The 26,023-nt window shown below is 72.1% G+C and carries 26 protein-coding genes and 2 pseudogenes; 15 read left to right on the top strand and 13 right to left on the bottom strand.

Annotated elements, in window-relative coordinates:
• The first annotated feature begins 269 nt into the window (after window positions 1–269).
• Window positions 270–1,880, top strand: coding sequence for an ABC-F family ATP-binding cassette domain-containing protein (locus ACFZB9_RS00340; protein ID WP_391442465.1), 1,611 nt, complete (start codon window positions 270–272; stop codon window positions 1,878–1,880).
• A gap of 64 nt (window positions 1,881–1,944) precedes the next feature.
• Here the strand turns inward: ACFZB9_RS00340 and ACFZB9_RS00335 are convergent, their stop codons facing one another.
• Entirely contained in the window at window positions 1,945–2,754 is an 810-nt protein-coding gene (locus ACFZB9_RS00335; RefSeq protein WP_391442464.1) for a hypothetical protein, read from the bottom strand.
• Between the two features lie 66 nt (window positions 2,755–2,820).
• Entirely contained in the window at window positions 2,821–3,360 is a 540-nt protein-coding gene (locus ACFZB9_RS00330; protein WP_391442462.1) for a SigE family RNA polymerase sigma factor, read from the bottom strand.
• Between the two features lie 100 nt (window positions 3,361–3,460).
• On the opposite strand from ACFZB9_RS00330, the gene ACFZB9_RS00325 reads away from it, so the two are divergent.
• A complete protein-coding gene (locus ACFZB9_RS00325; protein ID WP_184934788.1) occupies window positions 3,461–3,688 on the top strand; it encodes a hypothetical protein in 228 nt (75 codons plus the stop codon).
• Entirely contained in the window at window positions 3,688–4,059 is a 372-nt protein-coding gene (locus ACFZB9_RS00320) for a toxin Doc (RefSeq protein ID WP_327069764.1), read from the top strand. The genes ACFZB9_RS00325 and ACFZB9_RS00320 overlap by 1 nt, the downstream gene beginning before the upstream one ends.
• 112 nt (window positions 4,060–4,171) lie before the next feature.
• Here the strand turns inward: ACFZB9_RS00320 and ACFZB9_RS00315 are convergent, their stop codons facing one another.
• Entirely contained in the window at window positions 4,172–4,858 is a 687-nt protein-coding gene (locus ACFZB9_RS00315; RefSeq protein ID WP_391442461.1) for a Pr6Pr family membrane protein, read from the bottom strand.
• 336 nt (window positions 4,859–5,194) lie between these two features.
• On the opposite strand from ACFZB9_RS00315, the gene ACFZB9_RS00310 reads away from it, so the two are divergent.
• From ACFZB9_RS00310 to ACFZB9_RS00295, 4 genes are all read left to right on the top strand, one after another.
• Complete coding sequence (locus ACFZB9_RS00310; RefSeq protein ID WP_391442460.1) at window positions 5,195–6,394, top strand: CaiB/BaiF CoA transferase family protein; 1,200 nt, start codon at window positions 5,195–5,197, stop codon at window positions 6,392–6,394.
• Window positions 6,391–7,602: an acetyl-CoA C-acetyltransferase gene (locus tag ACFZB9_RS00305; protein WP_391442459.1), complete on the top strand. Its 1,212-nt coding sequence runs from the start codon at window positions 6,391–6,393 to the stop codon at window positions 7,600–7,602. Before ACFZB9_RS00310 ends, ACFZB9_RS00305 begins: the two co-directional genes overlap by 4 nt.
• 32 nt (window positions 7,603–7,634) lie before the next feature.
• Complete coding sequence (locus tag ACFZB9_RS00300; RefSeq protein ID WP_391442458.1) at window positions 7,635–9,803, top strand: 3-hydroxyacyl-CoA dehydrogenase NAD-binding domain-containing protein; 2,169 nt, start codon at window positions 7,635–7,637, stop codon at window positions 9,801–9,803.
• Between the two features lie 238 nt (window positions 9,804–10,041).
• A complete protein-coding gene (locus ACFZB9_RS00295) occupies window positions 10,042–10,512 on the top strand; it encodes a calmodulin-binding protein (RefSeq protein WP_391442457.1) in 471 nt (156 codons plus the stop codon).
• A gap of 110 nt (window positions 10,513–10,622) precedes the next feature.
• Here ACFZB9_RS00295 and ACFZB9_RS00290 read toward each other — a convergent pair whose 3' ends face one another.
• Both ACFZB9_RS00290 and ACFZB9_RS00285 read right to left on the bottom strand, forming a co-directional pair.
• Window positions 10,623–13,607 (bottom strand): lantibiotic dehydratase, encoded by a 2,985-nt coding sequence (locus ACFZB9_RS00290; RefSeq protein WP_391442456.1) that lies wholly within the window; start codon window positions 13,605–13,607, stop codon window positions 10,623–10,625.
• A 133-nt stretch (window positions 13,608–13,740) separates the two neighbouring features.
• Complete coding sequence (locus tag ACFZB9_RS00285; RefSeq protein WP_391442455.1) at window positions 13,741–13,938, bottom strand: thiazolylpeptide-type bacteriocin; 198 nt, start codon at window positions 13,936–13,938, stop codon at window positions 13,741–13,743.
• 494 nt (window positions 13,939–14,432) lie between these two features.
• Here ACFZB9_RS00285 and ACFZB9_RS00280 point away from each other — a divergent pair.
• Window positions 14,433–14,561: pseudogene (locus ACFZB9_RS00280) on the top strand (serine/threonine protein kinase); the annotation flags it as partial.
• 126 nt (window positions 14,562–14,687) lie between these two features.
• Here ACFZB9_RS00280 and ACFZB9_RS00275 read toward each other — a convergent pair.
• Window positions 14,688–15,050: a hypothetical protein gene (locus tag ACFZB9_RS00275; protein WP_391442454.1), complete on the bottom strand. Its 363-nt coding sequence runs from the start codon at window positions 15,048–15,050 to the stop codon at window positions 14,688–14,690.
• Between the two features lie 254 nt (window positions 15,051–15,304).
• Between ACFZB9_RS00275 and ACFZB9_RS00270 the strand changes: the two genes are divergently transcribed.
• Entirely contained in the window at window positions 15,305–16,828 is a 1,524-nt protein-coding gene (locus tag ACFZB9_RS00270; RefSeq protein WP_391442453.1) for an alpha/beta hydrolase, read from the top strand.
• A 70-nt stretch (window positions 16,829–16,898) separates the two neighbouring features.
• Here ACFZB9_RS00270 and ACFZB9_RS00265 read toward each other — a convergent pair whose 3' ends face one another.
• The 5 genes from ACFZB9_RS00265 to ACFZB9_RS00245 form a co-directional block, all read right to left on the bottom strand.
• Entirely contained in the window at window positions 16,899–17,273 is a 375-nt protein-coding gene (locus tag ACFZB9_RS00265) for a GNAT family N-acetyltransferase (RefSeq protein ID WP_391442451.1), read from the bottom strand.
• Between the two features lie 149 nt (window positions 17,274–17,422).
• Window positions 17,423–18,301: a HEAT repeat domain-containing protein gene (locus ACFZB9_RS00260; protein ID WP_391442450.1), complete on the bottom strand. Its 879-nt coding sequence runs from the start codon at window positions 18,299–18,301 to the stop codon at window positions 17,423–17,425.
• Between the two features lie 122 nt (window positions 18,302–18,423).
• Window positions 18,424–19,002, bottom strand: a complete 579-nt coding sequence (locus tag ACFZB9_RS00255) for a hypothetical protein (protein WP_391442448.1) — start codon at window positions 19,000–19,002, stop codon at window positions 18,424–18,426.
• A gap of 352 nt (window positions 19,003–19,354) precedes the next feature.
• On the bottom strand, window positions 19,355–20,275 hold the full coding sequence (locus ACFZB9_RS00250) for a DUF2797 domain-containing protein (RefSeq protein ID WP_391442447.1): 921 nt from the start codon (window positions 20,273–20,275) through the stop codon (window positions 19,355–19,357).
• Window positions 20,272–20,664, bottom strand: coding sequence for a MerR family transcriptional regulator (locus tag ACFZB9_RS00245; protein WP_391442446.1), 393 nt, complete (start codon window positions 20,662–20,664; stop codon window positions 20,272–20,274). The genes ACFZB9_RS00250 and ACFZB9_RS00245 overlap by 4 nt, the downstream gene beginning before the upstream one ends.
• A gap of 251 nt (window positions 20,665–20,915) precedes the next feature.
• Between ACFZB9_RS00245 and ACFZB9_RS00240 the strand changes: the two genes are divergently transcribed.
• The 5 genes and pseudogenes from ACFZB9_RS00240 to ACFZB9_RS00220 all read left to right on the top strand — a co-directional run bounded on the left by ACFZB9_RS00240 (window position 20,916) and on the right by ACFZB9_RS00220 (window position 23,415).
• The gene (locus ACFZB9_RS00240) at window positions 20,916–21,158 is read left to right on the top strand and encodes a hypothetical protein (protein ID WP_391442444.1); all 243 of its coding nucleotides are present in this window, start codon (window positions 20,916–20,918) and stop codon (window positions 21,156–21,158) included.
• Window positions 21,159–21,163: 5 nt separating this feature from the next.
• A complete protein-coding gene (locus ACFZB9_RS00235) occupies window positions 21,164–21,676 on the top strand; it encodes a DUF6879 family protein (protein WP_391442442.1) in 513 nt (170 codons plus the stop codon).
• A 9-nt stretch (window positions 21,677–21,685) separates the two neighbouring features.
• Window positions 21,686–22,036, top strand: a pseudogene (locus ACFZB9_RS00230) (helix-turn-helix domain-containing protein); the annotation flags it as partial.
• Window positions 22,037–22,574: 538 nt separating this feature from the next.
• On the top strand, window positions 22,575–23,009 hold the full coding sequence (locus ACFZB9_RS00225; protein ID WP_391442440.1) for a VOC family protein: 435 nt from the start codon (window positions 22,575–22,577) through the stop codon (window positions 23,007–23,009).
• A 76-nt stretch (window positions 23,010–23,085) separates the two neighbouring features.
• Window positions 23,086–23,415, top strand: coding sequence for a VOC family protein (locus tag ACFZB9_RS00220; RefSeq protein ID WP_391442439.1), 330 nt, complete (start codon window positions 23,086–23,088; stop codon window positions 23,413–23,415).
• Window positions 23,416–23,496: 81 nt separating this feature from the next.
• Here the strand turns inward: ACFZB9_RS00220 and ACFZB9_RS00215 are convergent, their stop codons facing one another.
• Window positions 23,497–24,450, bottom strand: coding sequence for a zinc-binding dehydrogenase (locus ACFZB9_RS00215; protein WP_391442437.1), 954 nt, complete (start codon window positions 24,448–24,450; stop codon window positions 23,497–23,499).
• 252 nt (window positions 24,451–24,702) lie between these two features.
• On the opposite strand from ACFZB9_RS00215, the gene soxR reads away from it, so the two are divergent.
• The gene (gene soxR, locus ACFZB9_RS00210; protein ID WP_391442436.1) at window positions 24,703–25,188 is read left to right on the top strand and encodes a redox-sensitive transcriptional activator SoxR; all 486 of its coding nucleotides are present in this window, start codon (window positions 24,703–24,705) and stop codon (window positions 25,186–25,188) included.
• Window positions 25,189–25,421: 233 nt separating this feature from the next.
• Here the strand turns inward: soxR and ACFZB9_RS00205 are convergent, their stop codons facing one another.
• Window positions 25,422–25,877 (bottom strand): ATP-binding protein, encoded by a 456-nt coding sequence (locus ACFZB9_RS00205; RefSeq protein WP_391442434.1) that lies wholly within the window; start codon window positions 25,875–25,877, stop codon window positions 25,422–25,424.
• Window positions 25,878–26,023: the final 146 nt, after the last annotated feature.

Below are 26,023 nucleotides of genomic sequence, written 5' to 3'. Positions count from 1 at the left end.
GGCGGGGCCGTCGTAGCGTGATGGCCGTTGGTCCACCGGCATCCGCCGGTTCACCGGAACAGGAGAAGGCCGTTGCTCTACTGAGGTCATGAGACACCGCTCCCGCGCTGAGTCCTCGCGCGGTTGATGGAGTGTGCTCGGCCTCGGTTCGGAGCCGTCCCTCCCAGTCCTCGGCTGGGGGTGCCCCCACGCCGTCCGCCCTTCCAGCCCTCCCGCGGTGTCTCTCGTGTTGCCCTTCCCCCTACACGAGCAACCCGCAGGAGGCCCCCATGGCATCAGCGACCACCGCGATCCTCTGCACCGACCTCAGCTTCGAGTGGCCCGACGGCAAGCCCGTTCTGGACCGCTTCCACCTCGCCGTCGGCCCCGGCCGCACCGGCCTGATCGGCCTCAACGGGGCCGGCAAGTCGACCCTGCTGCGGCTGATGGCGGGCCTGCTCACGCCGACCGGCGGCAGCGTGCGGGTGGGCGGCGAGATCGGCTACCTGCCGCAGGATCTGGCCCTGGACACCCAGCTCCGCGTCGACGAGGCACTGGGCGTGCGCGAGCGCCGTGAGGCGCTGCACGCGATCGAGTCCGGGGACGTCGACGAGCGCCACTTCACCGTGCTCGGCGACGACTGGGAGGTCGAGGAGCGGGCGCGGGCCACCCTGGACAGGCTCGGGCTCGCCCGGCTCGACCTGGACCGCAGCACCGGCGAACTCTCCGGCGGCGAGGCGGTGCTGCTGCGCCTGGCGGCGCTGCTGCTGGCCCGCCCCGCCGTGCTGCTGCTGGACGAGCCGACCAACAACCTGGACGGCGTGGCCCGCGCCCGTCTCTACGAGGCGGTGGCGAGCTGGCCGGGCGTGCTGGTGATCGTCAGCCACGACCGCGAGCTGCTCCGGCACGTGGACCAGATCGCCGATCTGCGGGACGGCGAAGTCACCTGGTACGGCGGCAACTTCGCGGACTACGAGCGGGCGCTGGCGGTCGAGCAGGAGGCGGCCGAGCGGCTGGTGCGCAACGCCGAGGCGGATGTCACCCGGCAGCAGCGGGACCTGGTGGAGGCCAACGTCCGCCTGGCCCGCAGCGCCAGCTACGGCAAGAAGCGCTCCATCACCCGCAACGATCCGAAGATCCTCGCCGGTGCGTTCAAGCGCAAGGCCGAGAACACCGCGGGCCGGGTGCGCGGCATGCACACCGAGCGGCTGGCCGACGCCCGCGAGCGGCTGACCGCCGCCGAGGAGGCGGTGCGCGACGACGCCGAGATCCGGATCGACCTGCCGCGCACCGAGGTCCCGGCCGGGCGCACCGTGCTGACCATGGAGAACGTGCGGCTCGCCTTCGGCCACCAGGTCGAGCTGGACCTGCGCGGTCCGGAGCGGATCGCGCTGGTCGGCCGCAACGGGGCCGGCAAGTCGACCCTGCTGCGCACCATCGCCGGTGAACTGCCGCCGCTGGAGGGTGAGATCACCCGTCCGGTGCCGATCAGGTACCTGCCGCAGCGGCTCGACCTGCTGGACGACGCGCTCAGCGTGGCGGAGAACGTCAAGGTCCTGGCCCCCGGCCACACGGACAACCAGATCCGGGCCCGGCTGGCCCGCTTCCTGTTCCGCGGCGGGCGGGCCGACCAGCAGGCGGGCACGCTCTCCGGCGGCGAGCGGTTCCGCGCGACGCTGGCGGCGCTGCTGCTGGCCGACCCGGCACCGCAGCTGCTGCTGCTCGACGAGCCGAGCAACAACCTCGACCTGGCGAGCATGCGCCAGCTCACCGACGCGCTGGAGTCCTACCAGGGCGCGCTGGTGGTGGTCAGCCACGACCTGCCGTTCCTGCGCGGGCTCGGGCTCACCAGGTGGCTGCGGCTGGAGGAGGACGGTCTGCGACGGGTGGACCCGATGTGAGGCGCGTGCCGCCCTCCCGTCCCCGGTGCGGGAGGGCGGCCGGTCACGGCGCGGGCCCGCCCGTTCAGGAGGCGGCGGGAATCGAGGCCATCACCGGCAGCCAGACCGGGTCCTCGGCGAGGGCGGACAGCTGCGCCCCGGTGAGCAGCGGGGCGTTGGGGTAGGGCTCGGTGTCGCCGGATCCCAGGCCCGGGACGTTGCCCGACTCGACCGTCAGCGTGAGCCCGTCGGAGCGCTGCAGGGTGGCGTTCCAGACCTGCCTGCCGCCGCCGCTGTCCGGCAGCCAGACCACCAGGTCGGAGCCGTCGGGCAGCGGGGTGTCGGTGCAGTGGGCGACGCTCCCGGTGGTCCCGCAGCCGGCGCCGCCGCGCGTGCGTGGCCCCCCGTGGGTGATGGTGAGCGAGACGGTGCCCTTGCCACTGCTGTTGCTGATGGTGAAGCCGGCCAGCACACCCGGATCGGGCGAGCTGAGGTCCTCGCTCACCGGGTGGCTGAGCTGGTAGCCGGCGGACAGCTTGCCCTTGAGCAGCTGAAGCACCTGGGAGCTGGGGACCGGGTTCGCGGCCGCCGCCGCGGGGCGGCTGGGGCTCGGGGTGGCGGCGGGCGGCGGGGTGCTGGCGGTGCCGTGCGTGGCCGCCGTCGGGCCGGTCGCCACGCTGGTGCCCACCGGGCCGCCCGTCGGGCGCAGTTGCAGGGCCACGACACCCGCGCCCGCCAGGACGACGACGCAGGCGGCGCTCGTGAGCACCGTGCGCCGGCGCTTGCGGCGCTGCCCGCGCTGGGCGGCGCCGGTCGCCAGCAGCTCCAGCCGCGGGGGCGGCGAGGCCTCGACGGCCTCCCGCAGGGCAAGGCCCAGGTCATCTTCAAAAGGCATGGCGGAAGCCTGCTTTCGGATCCGAGGTCGAGAAAGACAAGAGGTGGACCGAGGCGGTCGGCCGGCTCAGCGCGGCTGCGCCTGCAGCCGCTCGGCGAAGCTGTCGCCGAGCCGGGTGCGCAGCTTGGCCAGCGCGCGGTGGCTGCGCGAGCGCACGGCGGTGGAGCTCAGGTTCAGGATGGTCGCGGTCTCCTCGATGCTGCGGTCCTCCCAGAACCGCAGCACCACCACCGCGCGGTCCGGCGCGGAGAGTTCCCGCAACGCGCGCAGCAGGGTCAGCCGGGTGGTGGGGTCGGCGTCCGTGACGGCGACCTCGGGGAACTCGAAGGTCGCCTGCTCGCGGCTGCTGCGCCGGCGGCGCATCGACAGGAAGGTGTTGACGAGCACGGTCTGCGCGTAGCCGGCCGGGTTCTCCACCACGGACAGGCGCTTCCAGCGCACGAACATCCGGCTCAGCGCCTCCTGCACCAGGTCCTCGGCGAGGTGCCGGTCGCCACCGGTGAGCAGGTAGGCCGTCTGGTAGAGCTGCCCGCCTCGGGCCGTGGCGAACTCCAGGAAGTCGAGCGGCCCTGGCGGCGCCTGATCGGTCGTCGGTGAGTGGTCCATGCCTTCCTAACGCTCTGTGCCGAAGGCGATGTTGCAGGGGAATCCGGGCAATCCTGACGACCGGGCCCGGTGCCGGTACCGCTCCGGTACCCTGAGCGGCATGCCGGCTCTCAATATCGAGTACACCGAGGCCGAACTGGCCGCGATCCGTGAGGCCGCTGCGGCCGACGGCAAGACCGTGAAGGCGTATGTGCACGACCTGAGCGTGCGCGAGCAGCAGCGTCGGACCTTCGTCAACCACGCCGTGGCGTTCTGGAACGCGCACCTGGAGGAGTTCGACGCGGCCTTCCCCGAGGACACGCCCGCCGCCCGGCGCAGTGCGGCGTGATGATCCTGCACGTCGACATCCGCTGGCTCCTCGACGTCCAGGAGCAGGCCTCGCCCGAGGACCTCAGCGTGCGCGACTACTCCGCGCTGCAGGCCGCCGTGGCCCGGCACCGGGTGAACACCGCCCAGCTCGGCCATGACGCCGACCCGGCCTGGTGCGCGGCCACCCTGATGCACACCATCGTGCTGCTGCGCCCGCTGCCGGTGCGCAACAACCTCTACGCCTGCATGGCGACCGCCGCCTACATGCACGCGGCCAAGGAGGGCATCGACCCGCCCTACGGCGCCCTGGTCGAGCTGGCCCGCGACGTGGCCGACGCCAAGGCCGACGTCTTCGCGGCGGCCGACCGGATCCGGGAGTGGCGGATCTAGTGCCGCGTCAGGCAACTTTTGTGCGACGGGGCGAAGGTTGCCTGACGCGGCACTAGGTGTACTGACCACGGAGGTTGGTGACAGGGCCAGGACCGCTCCTTGGATCCGTTGGTCAGACCTTCGCCGGCTCGGGCTCGACCGCGGCGGGACGGTCGAGGGAGGAGGGCCGCAGCCTGGCGCGCACCGCGGTGCCGAGCCGGTCCAGGCCGACCACCAGGGCCGCCAGCACGATGAACTCCACCGTCAGCTGGGCGATCTGCCCCCAGACGTAGCCGTAGCCGTGCCCGCTCGGGTCGAAGAAGAAGTACGGGTACTTGTTCGGGAAGTCGGGGAAGAGCGCGGCCCGGGCCATCGTCAGGGCCGCGTAGGTCAGCGGGAAACTGAGCCACAGCGGCATGTCGCGCCAGTGCGAGGCGTTGCGCGGGCGGGCGCAGAGCCAGTCGAGCAGCACCATCACGGGCGTGGTGTAGTGCAGCAGGAACGAGGACCAGTTCTGCAGCCGGTCGGGCCCCGAGGTCAGACCGGGCAGCGGGTTGGCACCGTGGTTCAGCAGGATGTGCGCGACCAGGCCGGTGATCACGATGTAGAGCGTGGCCGCGCCGCGCAGCCGGGGCGCGGGGGCGTCGGCCGTGCCGCGCTTGGTCATCCAGTAGACGGCGCCGGCGAAGTAGCCGAAGACCAGCACGTTGCTCTCGACGGTGAAGTACACCAGCGAGCTGGTTCCCAGGATCAGCCCGAACCCGCTGGACAGGACGATGGCCAGGCGCCACCAGAGCGTGGGTCGGGTCCAGATGTGCATGTCGTTCACCGGATCTGTCGTGCGGGTGGGGGTCGACGTACTCTACCGGGCAGTAGGCGCGGGACAAGCGGCATACCGGGTCATTTCGGTACCACGAAGGCCGACCCGTAGGCCGCGATCACCGCCTGTGTCCGGTCGCGTGCACCGAGTCCGGCCGGCACGGCTGCTACCTGCGGCTTGACCGTCCCGGGGCTCGGAACCAGCCCGGACGCGACTCTCCGCGTTGTCCGGCCCGGTGGGCGGGGGGCTGCCCGGCCACTCTTGTTACTGGCCGGTCACCGGCATACCATCCCGAGTGTTACAGCTCCACTGTCACGCTCGCGAGGAGGCGGCCGGGTGACTGGCGACCGGGTGACTGGCGACCGGGAGGCCGATGGCCGGACCGCGGGGCCGCTGGCCGGGGTGCGGGTGGTCGAGCTGGCCGGGATCGGCCCCGGCCCGTTCGCCGCGATGCTCCTGGGCGACCTGGGCGCCGACGTGGTGCGGGTGGACCGGCCGAACGGCTCCCCGCTGACCGGCGATCCGGCGCTCGACCTGACCAACCGCAGCAAGCGCTCGGTGCTGCTCGACCTCAAGGCGCCGGACGGGCCCGGCCTGCTGCTCGACCTGGTCGAGCGCGCCGACCTGCTGATCGAGGGTTACCGCCCGGGGGTCGCCGAGCGGCTCGGCGTCGGCCCCGAGCCGTGCCTGGCCCGCAACCCCGCGCTGGTCTACGGGCGGATGACCGGCTGGGGGCAGGACGGACCGCTGGCCGCCACCGCCGGGCACGACATCGACTACACCGCGCTCACCGGCGTGCTCTCCATGATCGGACCGGCCGACGGGCCGCCCAGCATCCCGCTCAACCTGCTCGGCGACTACGCGGGCGGCTCGCTCTACCTGGTGGTCGGCCTGCTGGCCGCCCTGCAGCACGCCCGCGGCACCGGTCAGGGCCAGGTGGTGGATGCCGCGATCGTCGACGGCACGGCCCATCTGGCCACCCTCTTCTGGGGATTGCTCGCCGAGGGCCGATGGCAGGACCGCCGGGGCGGCAATCTGCTGGACGGCAGCGCGCCCTGCTACGCCCTCTACCAGGCGAGTGACGGCGGCCACTTCGCGGTCGGCGCGCTGGAGCCGCAGTTCTACGCCGAGTTCGCCCGGCTGCTCGGCCTTTGCCCCGAGGCACCCGGTCAGTACGACACCGCCCGCTGGCCCGAGTTGCGCGCGCTGATCGCCACCCGCTTCGCCAGTCGCACCACCGCCGAGTGGACCGCCGTCTTCGACGGCACCGACGCCTGCGTGACACCGGTGCTGACGATGCGTCAAGCTGTGCGGCATCCCCATCTGGAGGCCCGCGGCACCTACCCGACCCTGGACGGGGTGACCCAACCCGCCCCCGCCCCGCGCTTCTCGGCCACCCCCGCCGAGCTGCGCCGCCCACCGGCCCGGCCCGGCGCGGACACGGCCGAGGTGGCCCGTGACTGGGGCCTGCCCGGTCTGGCTCCCGGCACCGGCGCCGGTCCTACCAACTCCCCTGAGAGGCAGCAGCAATCGTGAGTACCGAGGCGTACGTCTACGAGGCGATCCGCACCCCGCGCGGGCGTGGCAAGAAGGGCTCCCTGCACGGCACCAAGCCGATCGACCTGGTGGTCGGTCTGATCCGGGAACTGCGCGCCCGGCTGCCCGAGTTGGACCCGGCGGCGATCGACGACGTGGTGCTCGGCGTGGTCAGCCCGATCGGCGACCAAGGCTCCGACATCGCCCGGATCGCCGCGATCGCCGCCGGGCTGCCGGACACGGTGGCCGGGGTCCAGGAGAACCGCTTCTGCGCCTCGGGCCTGGAGTCGGTCAACCTGGCCGCCGCCAAGGTCCGTTCGGGCTGGGAGGACCTGGTGCTCGCGGGCGGCGTGGAGTCGATGTCGCGGGTCCCGATGGGCTCCGACGGCGGCGCCTGGGCGATGGACCCGATGACCAACTTCGAGGCCTCCTTCGTCCCGCAGGGCATCGGCGCCGACCTGATCGCCACCATCGAGGGCTTCACCCGCGCCGACGTGGACGCCTTCGCCGCCGAGTCGCAGGCCCGCGCCGCCAAGGCCCAGGCGGACGGCCTCTTCGACCGCTCGGTGGTCCCGGTGCGCGACCGCAACGGCCTGATCGTGCTGGAGCGCGACGAGTACCTGCGCCCGAGCACCACCGTGGAGACGCTGGCCGGCCTCAAGCCCGCCTTCGCGGGCGTCGGCGAGGCGGGCGGCTTCGACGCGGTGGCGCTGCAGAAGTACCACTGGGTGGAGCGGATCGACCACGTGCACACCGCCGGCAACTCCTCCGGCATCGTGGACGGCGCCTCGCTGGTGGCCATCGGCTCGCCGGAGATCGGCGAGCGCTACGGGCTGCGCCCGCGGGCCCGGATCGTCGCGGCCGCCGTCTCCGGCTCCGAGCCGACCATCATGCTCACCGGCCCGGCGCCGGCCACCCGCAAGGCGCTGGCCAAGGCCGGGCTGACCGCCGCGGACATCGACCTGGTCGAGATCAACGAGGCGTTCTCGGCGGTCGCGCTGCGCTTCATCCGCGAACTCGGCTTCTCGCACGAGCAGGTGAACGTCAACGGCGGCGCCATCGCGCTCGGCCACCCGCTGGGCGCCACCGGCGCGATGCTGCTCGGCACGCTGATCGACGAGCTGGAGCGGCGTGAACTGCGCTACGGCCTGGTCACCCTGTGCGTGGGTGGCGGCATGGGCGTGGCCACCATCGTCGAGCGCATCTGACCCCCCTTCCTGGATTCCTGGAGACAATTCCCATGAGCGAGCTGACCGTTATCCGCTGGGAGCAGGATCAGGAGGGCGTGGTCACCCTCGTCCTGGACGATCCCAACCAGTCCGTCAACACCATGAACGCCGCCTTCACCGCGGACTTCGAGGCCGCGGTGGACCGCCTGGCGGCCTTCGAGGGCCTGCGCGGCGTGATCATCACCTCCGCCAAGAAGACCTTCTTCGCCGGCGGCGACCTGCGGATGCTCTCGGCGGTCGACGCCGAGCGCGCCGGGGAGTTCTTCGAGGGCTCGCTGCGGCTCAAGCGCGCCCTGCGGACCCTGGAGACCCTCGGCAAGCCGGTGGTCGCCGCGATCAACGGCAGCGCGCTGGGCGGCGGTCTGGAGCTGGCGCTGGCCTGCCACCACCGGATCGCGCTCACCGCGCCGGGCAGCAAGCTCGGTTTCCCCGAGGTGACGCTCGGTCTGCTGCCGGGCGGCGGCGGGGTGGTCCGCACCGTGCGGCTGCTCGGGCTGGCGGACGCGTTGCTCAAGTGGCTGCTGACCGGCCGCCAGTACCGTCCGGCAGCCGCCGTGGAAGCCGGCCTGGTGCACGAACTCGCGTCCGACAAGGATGAGTTGCTGTCCAAGGCGCGGGCCTTCATCGCCGCCCACGAGAGCGCCGAGCAGCCCTGGGACGTCAAGGGCTACAAGATCCCTGGCGGCACCCCCGCCACCCCGGCGCTGGCGGCCCAACTGCCCGCCTACCCCGCCAACCTGCGCAAGCAGCTGAACGGCGCCCCCTACCCGGCCCCGCGCAACATCCTGGCGGCCGCGGTCGAGGGCAGCCAGGTGGACGTGGACACCGCCTTCGTCATCGAGGCCCGGTACTTCACCGAGCTGGTCAGCGGGCAGACCGCCAAGAACATGATCCAGGCCCTCTTCTTCGACATGCAGGCCGTCAACTCCGGCTCCTCGCGCCCGGCTTCGATCCCCGAGCGGCCGGTGCGCAAGGTCGCGGTGCTCGGCGCCGGCATGATGGGCGCGGGCATCGCCTACTCCTGCGCCAAGGCCGGGCTCGAGGTCCTGCTCAAGGATGTCAGCATCGAGGCGGCCGAGCGCGGCAAGGCCTACTCGGCCGGCCTGCTGGACAAGGCCGTGGCACGCGGCCGCAGCACCGCCGAGCAGCGCGCCGAACTGCTGGCCCGGATCACCCCGACCGCCACGGCCGCCGACCTGGCCGACTGCGACGCGGTGATCGAGGCGGTCTTCGAGAACGTCGAGCTCAAGCAGCAGGTCTTCCAGGAGATCCAGGGCGTGGTGGCGGGCGACGCGCTGCTCTGCACCAACACCTCCACACTGCCGATCAGCGTGCTGGCCAAGGGTGTTGACCGGGACGTCGACTTCATCGGCCTGCACTTCTTCTCGCCGGTCGACAAGATGCCGCTGGTGGAGATCATCAAGGGCGAGCGGACCGGCGAGGAGGCGGTGGCCCGCGCCTTCGACCTGGTGCGCCGGATCGGCAAGACCCCGATCGTGGTGAACGACTCGCGCGGCTTCTTCACCTCCCGGGTGATCGGCCAGTTCATCAACGAGGGTGTGGCGATGCTGGGCGAGGGCGTCGACCCCTCCTCCATCGAGCAGGCCGCCGCCCAGGCCGGCTACCCCGCCAAGGTGCTCTCGCTGCTGGACGAGCTGACCCTGACCCTGCCGCGCAAGATCCGCGGCGAGGCCCGCCGGGCCGTGGAGGAGGCGGGCGGGGTGTGGCAGCCGCACCCTGCCGACACGGTGATGGACCGGATGCTGGACGAGTTCGGCCGCCCCGGCCGCAGCGGTGGCGCCGGCTTCTACGACTACGACGCGGACGGCCGCCGCACCGGCCTCTGGCCCGGCCTGCGCGAGCACTTCACCCGCCCGCAGGTGCAGGTGCCGTTCGAGGACCTCAAGGAGCGGATGCTCTTCGCCGAGGCGATCGATTCGGTGCGCTGCCTGGAGGAGTCCGTGCTGAGCTCGGTCGCGGACGCGAACGTCGGCTCGATCCTGGGCATCGGCTTCCCGGCCTGGACCGGCGGGGTGCTCCAGTACATCAACGGCTACCCGGGCGGCCCGGCGGGATTCGCCACCCGGGCCCGGGAGTTGGCCGCTGCCTATGGTGAGCGGTTCACGCCGCCGGCCCGGCTGGAGCAGCTGGTGGCCGAGGGCGGGACGTTCAAGGACTAGCGCCCGTCTTCGAACTCCCGACCCACCCGGGGCCCCTGGCCCGACCTCTTCGCAGGTCGGGCCGGGGGCCCTTGCTTTCGATCGCCCGTCAAACATCCCTATGGGGCAGGCTTTACGAGTCCATGGCCGCCCAATGGGGCAGCTTTGGGAGAGTAGAGACCATTCCGTTAGCCGCCCGATTACGGTTCGTTGCGGACGGGTCGTGGACGCGGCCCGCCAGACACCGGAGGTGCTCAACATGCGACGTGTCCTCACCAAGGTCGGTAGTCTCGCGGCGGTTTCGATGCTCGCGGTGGCGTTGGCCCAGCCCGCCCAGGCGGCGCAGCCCACCGCGTCGGTGCGCCCCGCGGACGCCACCGCGCCGGCCTACTTCGAGTTCACCGACAGCTCGGACACCATGGTGATCCAGCTCACCGACCCGGCCAAGATCCAGGAGGCCCGGAATATCCTGAGCGGCGCGCAGACCGACCCGACCCACATCATGGGGACGATCGTGAAGAGCCCCGCCCCCTACAACCAGCCCTGGAACTTCACGCTCGACCCGAACTCGATCACCTTCTTCAGCATGGCGATGGAGGCCTGCGACGGGAACATCGCCTTCGCCAACGCCAACCTGGACCAGGTGGGCGGCTCGCTCTTCCCGCACTCCACCTTCTGCCCCTGGCACTCCCAGCTGACCCGCGAGATCCCGGCGCCGTCGGGCAGCTGACCGGGCGGGGCGAGAGCCCGCGGGACCGGGCCGGTGCCGGGCGGGTGAGCGGCCCCCGGCACCGGCTCGGCCCAGGGTGCGTTCCGGAGCAGCACTGCCGCTACCGGCGGTCAGCCGGGCCGTTCCGCGCGGTAGGTCTCCAGGACGAGTTCCACCGCCTGGTAGGGGCGGCTGCGCCCGCCGGGCGCGGGCAGCGCCTCCTCCAGCACGACCCCGCCCGAGTGGCGCGCCAGCCACCGCGCGAGCACCTGCAGGTGCAGCGCGTTGCCGAGGTCGATGAACTGCGGTTTGCGCTGCCGCAGGTAGGTGAGCAGGTCCTCGGCCGGCCGGCCCTGCGGCGTGGCCGCGTCCGGGCGCAGGAAGAGCTGTTCGGGCAGGCCCAGCAGGGTCCGCCAGCGGGCCGTGGCGGCCACCGGCAGCCCGCCGTCGGTGGCGAGTTCGGCGCGCATCGCCTGGAGCACGCCGGCCGGCAGGTACCAGCGGCGCCGACGCAGCACGAGGTGACGGTGCCGCAGCCGGGGCGTGCGGAACACCACACCGCCGGGAACCGCCAGCGAGTACCGGGGCACGAGGGACCGCAACCGGACCCCGCCCTGCGGATGGTCCGCGAGCAGGGGGGCGATCCGCTGCGGCAGCATGACCGGGGCGAGGAAGCCGCCGTACAGGACGTCCAGCAACTCGCCGGTCGCCCGCAGCCGCAGGCGCAGCTGGTCGCTGTCCCGGTCGTGGACGAGGTCCAGCTCCGCCTCCGCGAGGGAGGACCAGCGGCGGTCCGGGCCGATCTCGTCGGGCACCAGCAGCGGGTGCAGGTTGGCGTTGAAGCCGCCGACCGGGCGGATCTGAGCGGCCCGCGCGTGCTCCGGCAGCCCGCGCCGGATCTGCCGGGCGACCTCCGCGGCGGCCGAAGGCTCCATCGCGTCCAGGAAGCGGCTGGTGAACCGGCCCCAGCCGCCGTACGCGTGGTTGACGCAGAGCAGGCCGTCGGCGGGGTCGCGCTGGAGGAAGAACGAGTAGCTGGCCGGGCGGGCGACCACCCAGGACGGGAGGCGGCCGCCGAGGTCCCGGAGCAGGTCCGCGGGCAGGACGACATCGGTGTCGGCGCGGCCCGGGTCGTCGGCGCGGCGGTCGGCCGTACCGTCGTCGGGGTGGGACTGCCGCATCCGGTCGGTCAGGGAGCGACGCAGTGCGGCCAGTTCGGCGTAGCCGCTGGGGAGTTCGGCTGCGTGCTCGTGCTCGTGCCTGTGCTGGTGCCCGTGCTCGTGTGCGCCTTCGCGCTGGTCCGCTGGGGGGAGTGTGGCCAGGCGGCCGGCCTCGGCCCAGGCGGCGTCGATGTCCGGGCCGAACTCCCACGGGTGGCGGCAGACCCCGCCGATCCCGTAGCGGGCCACGAAGCGGTCGCGGGCGATCCGCCGCATCACCAGGCCCGTGTCGAAGAGCTCGGCCAGGGCGGTCACTTCGCCCAGCGCCTCGTGGTCGGCGCGGCCGAGGAGGCCGCCCAGCCGCAGCGGACGGCGCGCCACCACGTCCTCGGCGAGGACGTTCAACGGTGCGCTGTGCTCCGGGACCGGCCGCCCCGCACAGGCCAGCAGGTCGCTCCAGCGGTCGGCGAGGTCGGCGAGCAGGGCCGGCCGCAGCCCGGCCGGGGCAGCGGCGAACTCCCGGGTGCGCTCGGCGATCGCCTCGACGCGGTCGGCGAGCCCGGCGTCCTCGGGGGCGGTGCGCAGCCAGGCGGCGATCTGCGCCAGCGGGTCGGGGTCCTGGGGGGCCACCGGATCGCTGGGGACCAGCAGGCCGGAGTCGGTGAGCCGTCGCAGGTAGCCGACGGCCGCCCCCACGGCGGTCCTGGTCGCCGCCGCCCTGCCCGGCTCGCGGTCACCGGGGTCCGGCGCTCCGCTCAGCCGGTCCGCCAACTCCCGCAGCGGGTACGGGGTTGCGCAGAGCGAGTCGAGGAGCGCCAGCGGGCCGCCGGACGGCAGCCGGACCTCCTCCTCCCGGGTGATCAGATAGCGGCCTCCGCCGAACACCACGGTGCCGCGGGAGTAGCCGGCCTGGCCCTCGGCGATCCGCGCGGTGCTGGCCATCCGGTGCGGCAGCCCGGCGCGGCGGCGCGGATCGTCCAGCAGGGCCTGGCACAGCGCGCTCACCAGGGTCCGGCTGGCCTGGACCGTCGAGGCGGGTTCGGTGGCGAGCAGGTCGGCCTCGCCCCAAGCGGATGCGGATGCGGATGCGGATGCGGGGGCGGGGGTGGGTTCGGATGCGGTTTCGGGGGCGGATGCGGGGGATTGGCCGCCGTGCTCGGGGCCGGGGTCGGGCGCGGCGAGGAGGCCCCAGCCGACGGCGGTGAACCAGGACAGCGGGCTGGTCCTCGTGCCGGCGCGCAGCGCGTAACGGAGCACGTTCGGCTCCTCCTTGCGGGCCCTGCGGTCGGACACGGCGTCGCCCGAACCCGTCCGGGTGACCGCCCGCAGCAGGTCGGAGCTGGTGAGGGCGACCGCACGCAGCAGGGCGGGTTCGCGGCACAGCGCCGACAGCGACGCGCGCTCGGCAGCCAGCGCGGCTTCGGCCGACGTGGCCAACTCGTCGAGCAGCAAGGCCCGTTGCTTTCGCAGCCTCAGCCAGGATGCGAGCTGCGGCAGTCGGTCGGGCAGGTCGCCAAGGCGGTCCAGCAGTTCGGCGCGTGGTTCGCGCCCGTTGTGCAGCGCGCGGCGCAGCGGCAGGACGGTGTCGTGGTGGAACGCCTGCGGGTGGCCGCCCCGGCTGGCGTACAGGGCGTCGCCCAACGCCGGTTGCAGCACCGCCGTTTCGGAGACCACCGCGGTCAGCCGGGCCAGCAGGTCGCGGAAGGCGGCCGCGGGGTGGGTCTGGGCGGGCTGCCGCACCGGGTTGGCCCGCGCCAGCGCATAAGTCGCCGACTGCACGCGGTAGTCGGCGGTGCTGGTGGCGGTGATGGCGGTGATGGCGGGGGTGGTAGCGGTGGCGGTGATGGCGGTGATGGCGGGGGTGGTAGTGGTGGCGGTGATGGCGGTGATGGCGGTGATGGCGGGGGTGGTAGCGGTGGCGGTGCTGGCGGCGTCGGGCTCTGCGGAATGCGGCATCGGTGCTGTCCCGTCGACGTTGCGGGCCCGGTGGGGCCGCGTGCGGCGCCCTGCGCGGGCCGCACGAGGTGCCGTGCGGCCCGCGAGGGTCATCGACCTTGTGTGCCTTGGGTGCCTTGGATGGTCGGGGTGGTCAGCTCGCCGCAGGCGGCTGGGACACGACCGGCGGGATGATGGCGCAGGAGGACGAGGACTCGCAGGAACACGCGCCCTGGGACGCACCGGTCTCCGGCAGCGCGGCGGTGTCGCGCAGCGAGGTGACGGTGAGGCTGCTGAGGTCCAGGTCGAAATCCTGGAGGTCGAAGCTCGGTTGTGTGGTGGTGTCGGACATGACGGTCTCCCTGGATGGACGTTGACGGGGTGCACCTGGGGTGGAGCCGAGCGGTCCGCGGACGGGGACGGCTGTCGTCCTGCGAACCGGATGTCGCGGTGGTGACTGAGCGAGCACAGGCTACTGCGTGACATTAGCTGGTGTGAATGGTCTCTCTCGGCCTGGCAGCGGAGGACTGTCTCAGAGCGCGCCGCCGCCGCTCGCCCCAGCCCTTGCGCAGGCGGCCGGGGTGAGTGCCGCAGAGGGCTGACGCCACATCAATTCCCGCAGGTCACGGCAGGTTTCCGAAGCTCTCCCGGCAACGGCCCGAGCGCCGACCGGAGTCGCTCGGATGTCCTCGCGGGCGATCTGGCCATGGGACGGAACGGCGGTGCGGCGTCAGCGCGATGTCAGGGCGCCCACGAACGGATCGCGGGCCGGACCCCTGTTCCCGGAGCCTGCGGGGTGGGGAACAAGGATGTCCCGGAGGGCAGCCGACAGGGGGTAGCGGGGTCCTGGAGCGCATCGGACCGTATGCGGTGGAGCGCGAACTGGGCGCGGGCGGGATGGGCACCGTGTATCTGGCCCGGTCCCGCGGCGGTCGTGCCGTCGCCGTCAAGGTGGCGCGATCCGAGCCGGCCGCCGTCCTCGACCACTGCCTCTCGGGCCCACACCGAACGGGAGCCGCCGGCCGGACCGGATGACGGGCGTCCATTCCCGCCGCGCCGGCTCCCAGCTGCCTCGGCTCGGGTGGCCCGTCGGCGGATCGGTCACGTCCAGTCGTCCGTGCCGCCCACGCGGTCGATCAGGGTCAGCCCTGGGTCGTCCGCCTCGGCGGACAGGCGGTCGTAGCTGCCCTCGAACATCGGTGCACAGAGCTGCGACATCCACGGGAGCCGGTAGCGGTGGACGAAGGGGGCCTGGTCGGGATGGTTCACCAGGATGCGGTGGCGCAGGAAGCCGGTCCGGTGCCGGACTTCGCTCTGCTCGTCCAGCACCGTGGACCAGTCGCCGATGCGCAGGACCCACCGGCCGTCGACGCTACGGAGGTCCGCGGGCGTCCTGCCCAGCAGTCCTGACCAGAAGGCCGGCTCCGGCTCTAGCTCCGGCTCCGCGAAGGCTGTGCTCTCCAACTGCCTGTCCCCGTTCGGTGGCGAGGGGCGCGCGCCGCTGGTCCGCGCCCCGGTGATCATGCCAGCGTGCCCAGCATTCTGGCGCAGCGTGGGCACCCACCACAAGGGCTGGTCCTAGACCTCAGGCGGTACGTCACCATTCGCTCATACGCCGCAAGTTGGACGGACGGCCCATACCGGCGACGGACACGGCATCCTGCCGTGCATAAGAGGCTGGAGGCAATCAACTCACCTCTTCTCCGTAAAGGACTGGCATGGTCGTGCGAAACGGGCGGGCGGCATCCCTCTGGGCTGTCGGCGTCGTGGCCACCCTGATCTCGGCGCTCACCCCTGCGGCGGCCTTCGCCGCCTCCGAGGATGCCGCGACCAGGGATCCGCTGCGGCAGTACGAGCAGCAGAAGCTCGGCTGGCAGCGCTGCGACCCGGGGAGCCCCGCCACCTTCCAGTGCGCGACGCTCAAGGTGCCGCTGGATTACGGCGATCCCGGTGGCCGGACGATCGGCCTCGCGATATCCCGGATCAAGGCGGGCAGCGCGAAGGAGCGCCACGGCGCCCTGCTGATCAACCCCGGTGGCCCTGGCGGTGCGGGCCTGGACATGCCCCAGTCCGTCGGCTCGTTGCTGCCCGCCGAGGTGCAGAGGCAGTACGACCTCATCGGGTTCGATCCGCGGGGCATCGGGCAGAGCTCCCCGCTCGGCTGCGGGCTGACCGACGACGAACTGAACTGGGAACACCCGTACGCGGAGCGGACCTTCGCGAGCAATGTGGCGTGGGCCCGCACGGTGGCCGACAAGTGCCAGGCCAAGGAGGGTGACACGCTGCCGTTCATCACCACCCGCAACACCGCGCGCGACCTGGACGTCATCCGGGCGGTGCTGGGCGAGAAGACGATCTCCTACCTGGGGTACTCCTACGGCACCTACCTCGGCGCCGTCTACACGCAGATGTTCCCGCAGCGGGCCGACCGGGTCGTGCTGGACAGCTCGGTGGACCCCACGAAGGTCTGGCGGGGCACGTTCCAGGGGTGGGCGAAGGAGGCCGAGGCCGCGTTCACGAGGTGGACCGAATGGGCCGCCGAGCGCGACGCCACCTACCGGCTGGGTGCCACCCCGGCCGAGGTCCGCACGACCTTCTGGGATCTGGTCGCCCAGGCCAACCAGACGCCCATCCCCACCGAGGGGGCGCCGCTCAGCGGTGACGACCTCCGCCTCGGGTACGACGCGCTCTTCCACGTCGAGACCGTCACCCCCTGGATCGCCGCGCTGAAGGCGGCCGCCGCGGGCGGAAAGCCCGCCCCGGCCACCCCGACCCAGCAGACCCCGCACCCCGGTCCGCCCGCGTTCACCCGTGGCGTTCCCGCGGACAACGCCGGTGTCGCCGCCTGGGCCATCTTCTGTGGTGACACCGGTAGTTGGCCGCGCGACCCGGAGCAGTACCGGCGCGACGCGATCCGCGACAAGGCCCGGTACCCGCTGTACGGCGATGCCGGATCCAACATCCAGCCGTGCGCCTTCTGGAAGGCGGCGGGCAGCGAGCCCACCACGGTGGTGAACAACGACCACAGCGTGCTCATCCTGCAGAACCGGTGGGACCCCCAGACGCCGCTCGCCATGGCGCAGGGCATGCGCCGGGCCCTGCACGGCGCCCGGCTGGTCACGGTCGCCGGCGGCGAGGGGCACGGCGTCCTCGGCGTCACCAAGTCCTGTGCGGACGCCAGCGCCACGGCGTATCTGACCACGGGCCGGCTCCCGGCCAAGGACCTGACCTGCTCCAACTAGCGCGTCCGGATGCGACGTTCGTAGCGGGCGAGTTCGCCGGTCAGCCGGGTCCTGACGAAGCCGGCGTTCGTCAGGACCCGTCCGGAGGCGGGGTTGCCCGGCCGGTGCGGTCCTCGGCGAGGAACAGCCGTACGGCGGCGGTGGCGTAGCCGTTTCCCCAGCTGTCCTCGCGCAGGATGTAGCTGAGGTGGCCGGTGTCGTGGCCGGTGCCGTGGCCGATGCGGAGTCTGACGATGCCGAGCAGGTCCGCGTCCACCTCGATGCCGCACACGCGCTGGGTGCCGGTGCCGGTGCCGGTGCCGGTGCAGGTGACGGCGTCGCGAACGTAGGTGCGGGCCTGGTCGCCGGTCATCTGGCCGAACCACATGTCCGCCACCGCGCGGCCGCTGTAGATGCGTTGCACCGCCTCGGCGTCGTCCGCCGTCAGTGCGCGCAGCCGCAGCACCCTGCTCAGCCGAGGATGAGCCGGAAGATCTGGTTGTAGATGAAGAAGCTGCCGGGCTGGCCGGGGATCGGCTGCAGGTTGAACACGTCGCTGAACTGCATGGGCTGAACTCGGCCAGGAGGCGCGGGGACCGGTAGGCGGGACGCGAGCTAATCCGTGGTCAGCTCGTCCGGAGCCCCCTCCGCCTCCGCCTCCGCCTCCGCCTCCGTCGCCTCGACCTCGATCTCGGCCCCGGCCATCGTCGCCACCGCCTCGCGGACGTCCGGGTGCGGGTCGCCGGCGAGGCCGGCCAGCAGCTCCGCCACCCCGGGGGTGCTCCAGTGGCCGACCGCCCAGACCAGGTCCTCCCGCACCTCGGGGTCGGGATGCGCGGCGAGGCGGGCCAGTTGGGCGAGCGGGCCACGCCGGCGCATGGCGAACCAGTGCAACGCTTCGCGCAGCACGGCCGGTTCGCCGGGGTCGCCCGCCGCTGCGATCCTGGCGAGCAGCACCCGGACCGGTGGTGGCGGGCCGTCCAGCGGATGCGGTAGCCGTTCGAGCAGCCGCCGGGATCCGTAGCCGCCGCGCACCCGGCAGCCGTAACAGGTGCAGGGGCGCACGCCGTGCGCATCCGGCACGTACCGCCACCCCGTCACCTGCGAGACGGCGCGCACCCGGTGCACCTCGCGGGGCCGGATCGCCCGGGGCACGAACACCTCCCACCCGCGCGGGTCCTCCAGCGCCGCGATCCGCCGCACCGCCTCTGCCGCGCGGACGGCGTCCTGGGCCTCACGCACCCGGTCCCCGTACCGGCCGACCAGCACCCGCTGCTCGTCGTCCAGCCGCACCTGCACGCCCACCAGCCCGCCGCCCTGGCTGCCGAAGCGCGCCAGCTCACGGGTCCACTGATGGGTCAGGGTGTACGACGCCAACACCGGGAAGCAGTACGCACCACGCGCGCCGCCCTGCCCATGGCTGACCGCGCGGATCCCGGACCGCCGGATGCGCGGCACGTTCGCCGCCGATGTCAAGTGCACGAACATGGCCATGGGGTGGGATGGTAGGTGATCGACTTCGGAGTCGCGACGGCTTATTCCGAGTGGGGTCGGAAGGCGCCGCGTCCCGCGCGGTGCCCTCCGACCCATGGCGACCTATGACGGATCCGGTCGGGTCAGGCGGCGATCAGGTACCAGCCGCCGAGGCCGCTGCACATGCTTGCGTTGGGCGCACCCTGGCGGAAGCCGGCCGGGACGGGCTGGTAGGGGCACATCCACAGTCCGGCGCGGGCCACTTGCATGTACCACGAGCCGATGTTGCCGCAACCGGAGTCCATGTGGCCGGTGTTCACGTAGCCGGGGGGAATCGGCGAGGTGGCGCAGGTCCACTGGGCAGCGCGGACCACTTGCAGGAACCAGGAGTCGATGCCGCTGCAGCCGACGGCGTTGTGCTGGGTGATCACGTAGCCGGGCGGGATCGGCGAGGTGGCGCAGGTCCAGATCCCGTCCTGCACGGGCTGCATGTACCAGGCGCCGGCCTGGTTGCACGCGGCCGGCTGGCGCTGGGTGAGCACCCAACCCGCCGGTATGGGCGTGCCGGGACAGACCCACCCGGGGGACACGTGCGGGGCGGCGGCAGCCGGCGCCGCCAGGGGCGCCGCACTGGCCGTACCGGCGGCCGTGCCGGTGATGACGGCCAGCAGCAGCGCGACCACCCCCACCGCCGCGGCGAGCCGGCTCCGGGCCGGCGCCAACCATGAACGACCTTGCAGGTGAGGATACTTGAGGTTCACTTCACACACCGGTCCAATCGAAACGGATCGACGAAGCGCCGGACGACAGCCGTGCGGCGCCGGGACTGTGCAGATGACATGACCTACTTGGCTGGAAAGCGATATGACGGTCCGTCAGATATCGCCCTCGTGCCACTAGAGTGCCATTGGATCGTTCCAACTGTCCAGCGCAAGGACACAGCGACGTGGTGGTGCATGCGCACGGTGATCCCTCTGGCCAGGAGGGGTCGAAACCGGCTCCGATCGTAAGGACCACCGCTGTGGCAGGCCGCACCGACCTGACCACGACGCCGGCGTGCCCTGCCCTGGAGGCTCAGAAGAGGGAGGCCTGGTCGTTCGGGGAGTCCGGGTTGCCGGGGGTGGTGAGGGGTTCGAGAGGGGCGGTGAGGGTGGCGCCGGGTTCGGCGCGGCCGAGTGCCCAGCCGGCCAGCAGGCGGGTGTCCAGCAGCACCAGGCCGGGGGACGTGTGGAGGTAGAGGTCGGTGCCGATCCGGCAGCCGATCTGCCCGGCGATCACCTGGCCGGGGGCGGGCGGCAGTATCGCGGCGACCGGCCGCAGGCCGGTGGCGGGCAGGCCGTAGGCGGGGGTGTGGTCGGTGATCTGCGGTTCGGTGCGGGTCTGTCCCTCGGGCCAGGACAGGGACTTGACGCGTTCGACGGTGGCGAGCAGGTCGGCGCGGCGTTCGGCGGCGGTGCCGGGGTGGGCGCGGGCCGCTCGTTTGCGGGAGGTGCTCACCCGGTCGGGCAGGCCCAGGGCCTGGCCGAGCAGGTTCTCCACCCGGCGGGCGGCGATCAGGGTGCCGCTGGAGATGAACGCGGAGGCCAGCGCGCCCTGTTCGAGCAGCCGGGCCTGGCCGCGCTCGACGGCGGTGATGCCGACTTTGACGGTGCTGCCGTGGTGCGCGAGGTAGACCGCGAACGGGCGCGGGTCGTGCAGCCGGGTGTCGGCGGCGATGGAGTCGGCGCGGTCGGCCGTCTGGCAGGCCGGACACTGCGCGCTGCGGGAAGCCGGGGGGAGCGGCGAGGCGGTCGGGCAGTCGTGGCGGCGCCCCGCGCGGCGCAGTCCGGTGCAGCGCCGGTCGGCCCCGGTGGTGAAGGCGAGGCCGGCGCCGAGGTTCAGCGCACTCGCCCTCCGGGCGCCGTCGCCAGGGGTCGACCACTCCAGCGCCGCCGTCCCCGCGCTCCAGGCCAGCCCGGTGGCCCGCCAGACGGCCGGCGACACGTCGCCGGTCACTTGGCTCCGCACGGGTGGGCGCGGGCTTCGCCCTGCTGGTCTTGGTGGGCCCGGGCCGTGGCCATCAGCCGGTCGAGCGTGTCCCTGGTCCGCGTGATGTCGGCGATGTGCGCGGTGAGCCGCCGGCGCTCCGCCGCCATCCGCTCCAGCGCGAGGGCGGAGTGCTCCTCACTGGGTGCGTCCACGCAGGGCAGCAGCTCGATGATGGTCCGGCTGGACAGGCCTGCGGCGTACAACCGCTGGATGAACGCCACCCGTTCGACGTCGCTGTCCGTGTAGTGCCGCTGCCCGCTGGCGCTGCGGATGCTGGCGAGCAGCCCCTGCTCCTCGTAGTAGCGCACGGACCGGACGCTGACTCCGGCCCGCGACGCGAGTTCCCCGATCCGCACCGAATCCTCCCCGCTGAGGTCTGCGTCACAGACGCTTGCCTCTGACGTCAATGTGAGGTTCCAGCGTAGCTGCCAGGTCCGAGGCACGGGCACGGCGGACCACGAAGGAGCCCTGACATGACGACCCCTTTTCACCAGTTACCGGTTGGGCGGCCTCGCCCTGCCCAACCGGATGGCCCTCCTGACGCTGAGCACTCGTGAGCGTGAGGCTCGTGCACAGCGGTGCAACCCACTCGACAGCGGGAGTGAGCATGGCCCTCAAGTTCCTCGGAATCATTCCGAACACTCCGGACGCGGACTCGCCGACGATCTGGTTGGACGAGGACACTGGAGACCTGTTGATCCAGTCCTATCGCGCCAGCGAAGAAGAGGTGAAGGCGTGTCAGGAGATCGGTTCGATCCCTGGCCACTCCACGGACGTGCCCGACCACGAGACGATCATCAGGCTTCCCAAGACCATGCTCCAGTTCATCCCCAAGCCCGACGGTGAGTAGGACCGATGACGAACCCGGTACTTGATGGCCTTGCCGGGGCCAAGGGTTCCGCCGTGCATCTTGAGATGCGCGACGCTTACCAACCCAGCGACCCTGAGTTCATCGCATGGCAGCAGGGTAAGCGCCTCGATCCGGCTGACCGGTCGTCGTGGTGGCGCCCGTTCCTGGACGTGGTCGCCGACACGACGGCACGCGGTGTCGTGATGCGGCGTGCCCGGATCGTCTCCGAACCCGTCACCGACTACATCCGGTACGAGTACGACGTGACGTTCCCGAACGTCGCCGCAGGCGAGCAGGTTCGTTGGCTTCCCCGACGCAAGGCGGCCGACATCGCGCTTCCTGGCACCGACCTGTGGCTGTTCGATGGAATGTCAGTGCTGTTCACCTACTTCTCCGGTGTCGGCGAGGTGGTTGACCGTGCATGGCGCACTGAGCCGGCCGTGGTGGGACTGGTGAGGTCCGCGTTCGAAGCGGTGTGGGAGCGAGCCACTCAGCACGAGGAGTACCGGCTTCGCTGATCCCCGACCATGGCCCTTTCTCCCTCTTCAAGTGCCCAGCAGGCCCGGCAAGTTCTGGCGAATCGACTCGCAGAGCTGTGCCGGGATGCTGGGCTGACCGGACTCGGCATCGCCCGTCTCTGCGGCTGGCATCCGTCGAAGTCGTCCCGGATCATGAACGCCCGAACGCCCCCGTCCGCCGACGACATCCGGGCGTGGTGCCAGGCGTGCGGAGCGGAAGACCAGACCGAAGACCTGATTGCCTCGCTGAGGACCGTAGAGGACATGTGGGTTGGCTGGCGGCGCATGGAGCAGTCCGGGCTCAAGCAGGCGCAGGAAGCGCGTCTGCCGCTGTACAAGCGCATGCGACGTTTCCCGAGCTGCGTGCCGGCGCAGGCTTCAGGTGGCGCCGTGCCGGCGGAGGCCGGCGACGACGGTCTTGCCGCGGGGGAGGCGGGGGGCGACGGCCCAGACGTCGCCGAGTGAGTCGACGAGGAGCAGGCCGCGGCCGCCGCGGGCTCTGGGGCTGGGGGAGATGAGGACGGGCTGGTTCGGGCCGGGGTCGGAGACGGCGAGCCAGTGGTGGCCGTCGGCGGTCCAGTATGAGCTCGACGAGTTCGTCCTCGTCGGCGCGGGCGCCGTGGCGGATGGCGTTGGTGACGAGCTCGGAGGTCAGGAGGCGCAGATCGTATCGCCCCGGTGGGCGAGGCTACGTACTACCAGGGTGGCGACGCGGGGTACTTGACGTATCCGGCGTACCAGTAGGCGGGTTGACGCCGGGCGGCGGTGCCGGTGTGACAACAGGGCTTTCTGGGGCGCTTGTTGCGGTGGGCTGGGTCGCGGGAGAGGAGGCCGGTGCTGTCGGGGGTTTGGTGGGGGCGCTGGTGGAGCTCGGTGGACGGACCCTATGCTCGGTGGCATGACAATCCAGCGGATGGACCACGTGGGCATCGTTGTCGAGGATCTCTCGGCCGCGACGGCGTTCTTCGTCGGGCTCGGGCTTGAGGTGCAGCGTGAGGGGTCGGTCGAGGGCGGCTGGGTGGAGCGCGTCGTGGGGCTCGAAGGCGTCAGGGCGGACTTCGCGATCGTGCAGACGCCGGACGGCCACGGGCGGCTCGAACTGACGAAGTACCACGCGCCGGAAGGCCCGGGAGGCGATGGCGGTGCGCCGGCGAACACGCCGGGCATCCGCCATGTCGCGTTCGCCGTCGTGGACATCGATGCCGTCGTGGCCGGCCTGGCAGCCCGCGGCGCACACCTCGTCGGTGGGCTGGAACGCTACAAGGACTATCGGATGTGCTACGTCCGCGGTCCGGAGGGGATCGTCGTCGAGCTGTCGGAGCGGATCGGCTGAGGCTCAGTCCGGCGGCGGGCCGCCGGTCCTTGCGGTGAACGGTCGTTCCTATGATCGACGGTATGAACCTCTGACGATGGTCGAGTTCCCCACCACCTCGGCTCCGGAATCCGCGGAGTTCTTCGGATCCGTTTTCGGCTGGGCGGCGACACCCTACGGCCCGGAGTACACCGACGTGGACTGCGGTGGCGGAGTCGGTCTCGGCTTCCAGCAGGACCGCTCGGAGGCCCCGGCCGGGCCGCTCGCCGTGATCCAGGTGAACGACCTGGGGGCGACGCGTCTCGCGGTGCTCCAGACCGGCGGTACCGTCACGGTCGAGGCCTTCGACTTCCCCGGCGGCAGGCGCTTCCATTTCCGGGAGCCGGGTGGCAACGAGCTTGCCGCATGGACCCCGACGGACCACTGAACCACCGTGAAACGTGCTGACGAGCCAGGTCGTTGGCAACGGACCGGATCGAACACCCGCTCGCGCCTGCTGCGGGGGTGGTCAGATCAGGAGCAGGGTCTTGCCCAGGGTGCTTCGGCTCTCGATCGCAGCGTGTGCGTCCGCGGCGCGCTCCAGCGGGAAGGTCTGTCCGATGATCGGCCGGACCCGGCCCGCGACCGCCTCCGCCATCACCTGTTCGGCCCACGGGCGCATCCGCGACCGGAACCCGTACAGCTGCTCGATTCCGATCACCTCGACTCCGCGCCGTCGCGCTTCCACCGGTTCGATCGCTGTCAGCTGACCGCTGGAGGCGCCGTGTACGGAGAATCGGCCATGGCGGGCCGTCAGCTCGAACGCGGCCCGGCCGATCTCCCCGCCCACACCGTCGAACACGACGTCGACTCCCGCGCCGCCGGTAGCCTGGAGGACCTGCTCGGTCCAGTCCGGTGCGGAGTAGTCGACCGCGGCCTCGGCCCCCAGGCTGCGGATCAGGTCGAGCTTCCGCGCTCCGCGGGCGATCCCGATGACCCTGGCCCCGGCTGCCCGCGCCAACTGGACCAGCAGGTTGCCGACACCGCCGGCCGCCGCCTCGACCAGCACCCACTCCCCGGAGGCGATCCGGGCCCCCTCGACCAGGCCTGTCGCGGTGCTGCCGTCCGTGTGCAAGGCGGCGGCCTCGCGCAAGCCCAGCCCTTCGGGTACCGGGATCAGGCTCTCCGCATCGGCGGCCGCCCGCTCGGCGAAGGCACCCGTCGCCCCGGCGTCCGCCAGAACGAGCCGACCGGTCCAGCTCGGATCCGTCCCCTCCCCGATCGCGCTCACCCGGCCGGCGACCATGCCGCCCGGCACGTACGGCAGGTCGGGTTTGGCGTGCCACTGGTCGACGCCACGGCGAATCTGTGTCTCGACGAACGTGATGCCCGCAACGGACACCTCGACCATCACCTGTCCCGGTCCGACGACCGGCTCTGCTGCCTCGCCCGGAACCAGAACCTCCGGGCCCCCGAAACGCACTGCCTGCACTGTCCGCACGCTGATCACTCTCCTGTCCGGGTGACGACGACTCCGACGCCACGGATTCTTCAACCTCAACCGAGATTGAGGTCAACCGTCGTCCGCGAGGGTCGCGAGGCGGCCCGGACGCTGCGTCCGGCAACAGGCCGGGTCGGCGTCGGTGACGTTCCTGGCCCCATGGCCCCCATGGCCCCAAGGAAGAAGCTCAAGCCAACTTGAGGTCAGGCGCCGGAGCATGGGACGATTCCGCGCATGGTCATCCCGGTCGCGGAACTCACTGTGGGGGAACTCGCTGCTCGCAGTGGCGTCGCGGTGTCCGCCCTGCACTTCTACGAGGCCAAGGGCCTGATCTCCAGCCGCCGGACGGCCGGTAACGCGCGCCGGTACCGGCGTGATGCGCTGCGAAGGGTGGCGTTCGTCAGAGCTTCGCAGAACCTGGGCATCCCGCTCGCCGAGATCGGTGCGGCGCTCGCCTCACTGCCCCAGGAACGCACACCCACCAAAGCGGACTGGGCACGCCTGTCGGCGACTTGGCGCGAACGACTGAGTACCCAGATCGAGCAACTCCAGCGGTTGCGCGACAACCTCGACGGCTGCATCGGCTGCGGCTGCCTGTCATTGCGGACCTGCCGCCTGTCGAACCCCGGCGATGAACTCGGCCGCAACGGCCCCGGCCCCCGCCGTCTGCTGGGAGAGGCGCGCCAAGGCGGGCAATGCCCGGACCGTGCACCTGTCTGAGAGCGCGGTGCGTGACGGAAGGCGCCCGCTACGGCGCCCTCGGCGAGTAGGTGCCGCCGCTGCCCGCTGCCCGCTGCCCGCTGCCCGCTGCCCGCTGCGCCGGAGGAGGTCCGCCGTCCGGCGCTGCGGGCGTTGACGGTGGGTCTGTTGCGCGGACCGGCCGCGCTGCCGGGGCTGCGGGACTTCGCGCAGCGCACCGGCGCGGTCTGAGTGGCGGAGTTGGCCCGGTCCGGTCAGGGGTTGGTGTGCCGGCGGATGCCGGCGACGACGGTCTTGCCGCGGGGGAGGCGGGGGACGACGGCCCAGACGTCGCTGAGCGAGTCGACGAGGAGCAGACCGCGGCCGCCGCAGGTTCTGGGGCTGGGGGAGACGAGGACGGGCTGGTTCGGGCCGGGGTCGGAGACGGCGAGCCAGTGGTGGCCGTCGGCGGTCCAGTAGATGAGCTCGACGAGTTCGTCCTCGTCGGCGCGGGCGCCGTGGCGGATCGCATTGGTGACGAGCTCGGAGGTCAGGAGGCGCAGCTCGTACGAGAGTTGGGGTGGGGTGCGGAGGGGGAGCGCGGCAGCGAGCGCGCGCCGGGCCTGGGGCACGGACGCCAGGTCGGCCGGGAAGCGCCAGTGCGTGGGGATGGCGGGGATGAAGGGGAGGGGACGCGCGGTGGCGGCGGCCGGGAGCGGGATAACAGACATGGCTGACTCCTCGCGGGTGTGCGGTGGTTGAGCGATGGTGAAGCGGCCGCGCCGGTGGCTTGCCTCCCTGGGCGCGAGCATGCCTGTTCCAGGGATGGTGGGCATGCTCGCGCGGTGCACTTCCGGTCATAGCCGTATGTGACTTG

It is taken from the genome of Kitasatospora sp. NPDC008050 (genome assembly GCF_042957465.1).
Classification (GTDB): Bacteria; Actinomycetota; Actinomycetes; order Streptomycetales; family Streptomycetaceae; genus Kitasatospora.
The sequence above is the reverse complement of the archived record's forward strand: the minus strand, read 5'-3'. Positions and strand labels throughout refer to the sequence as shown.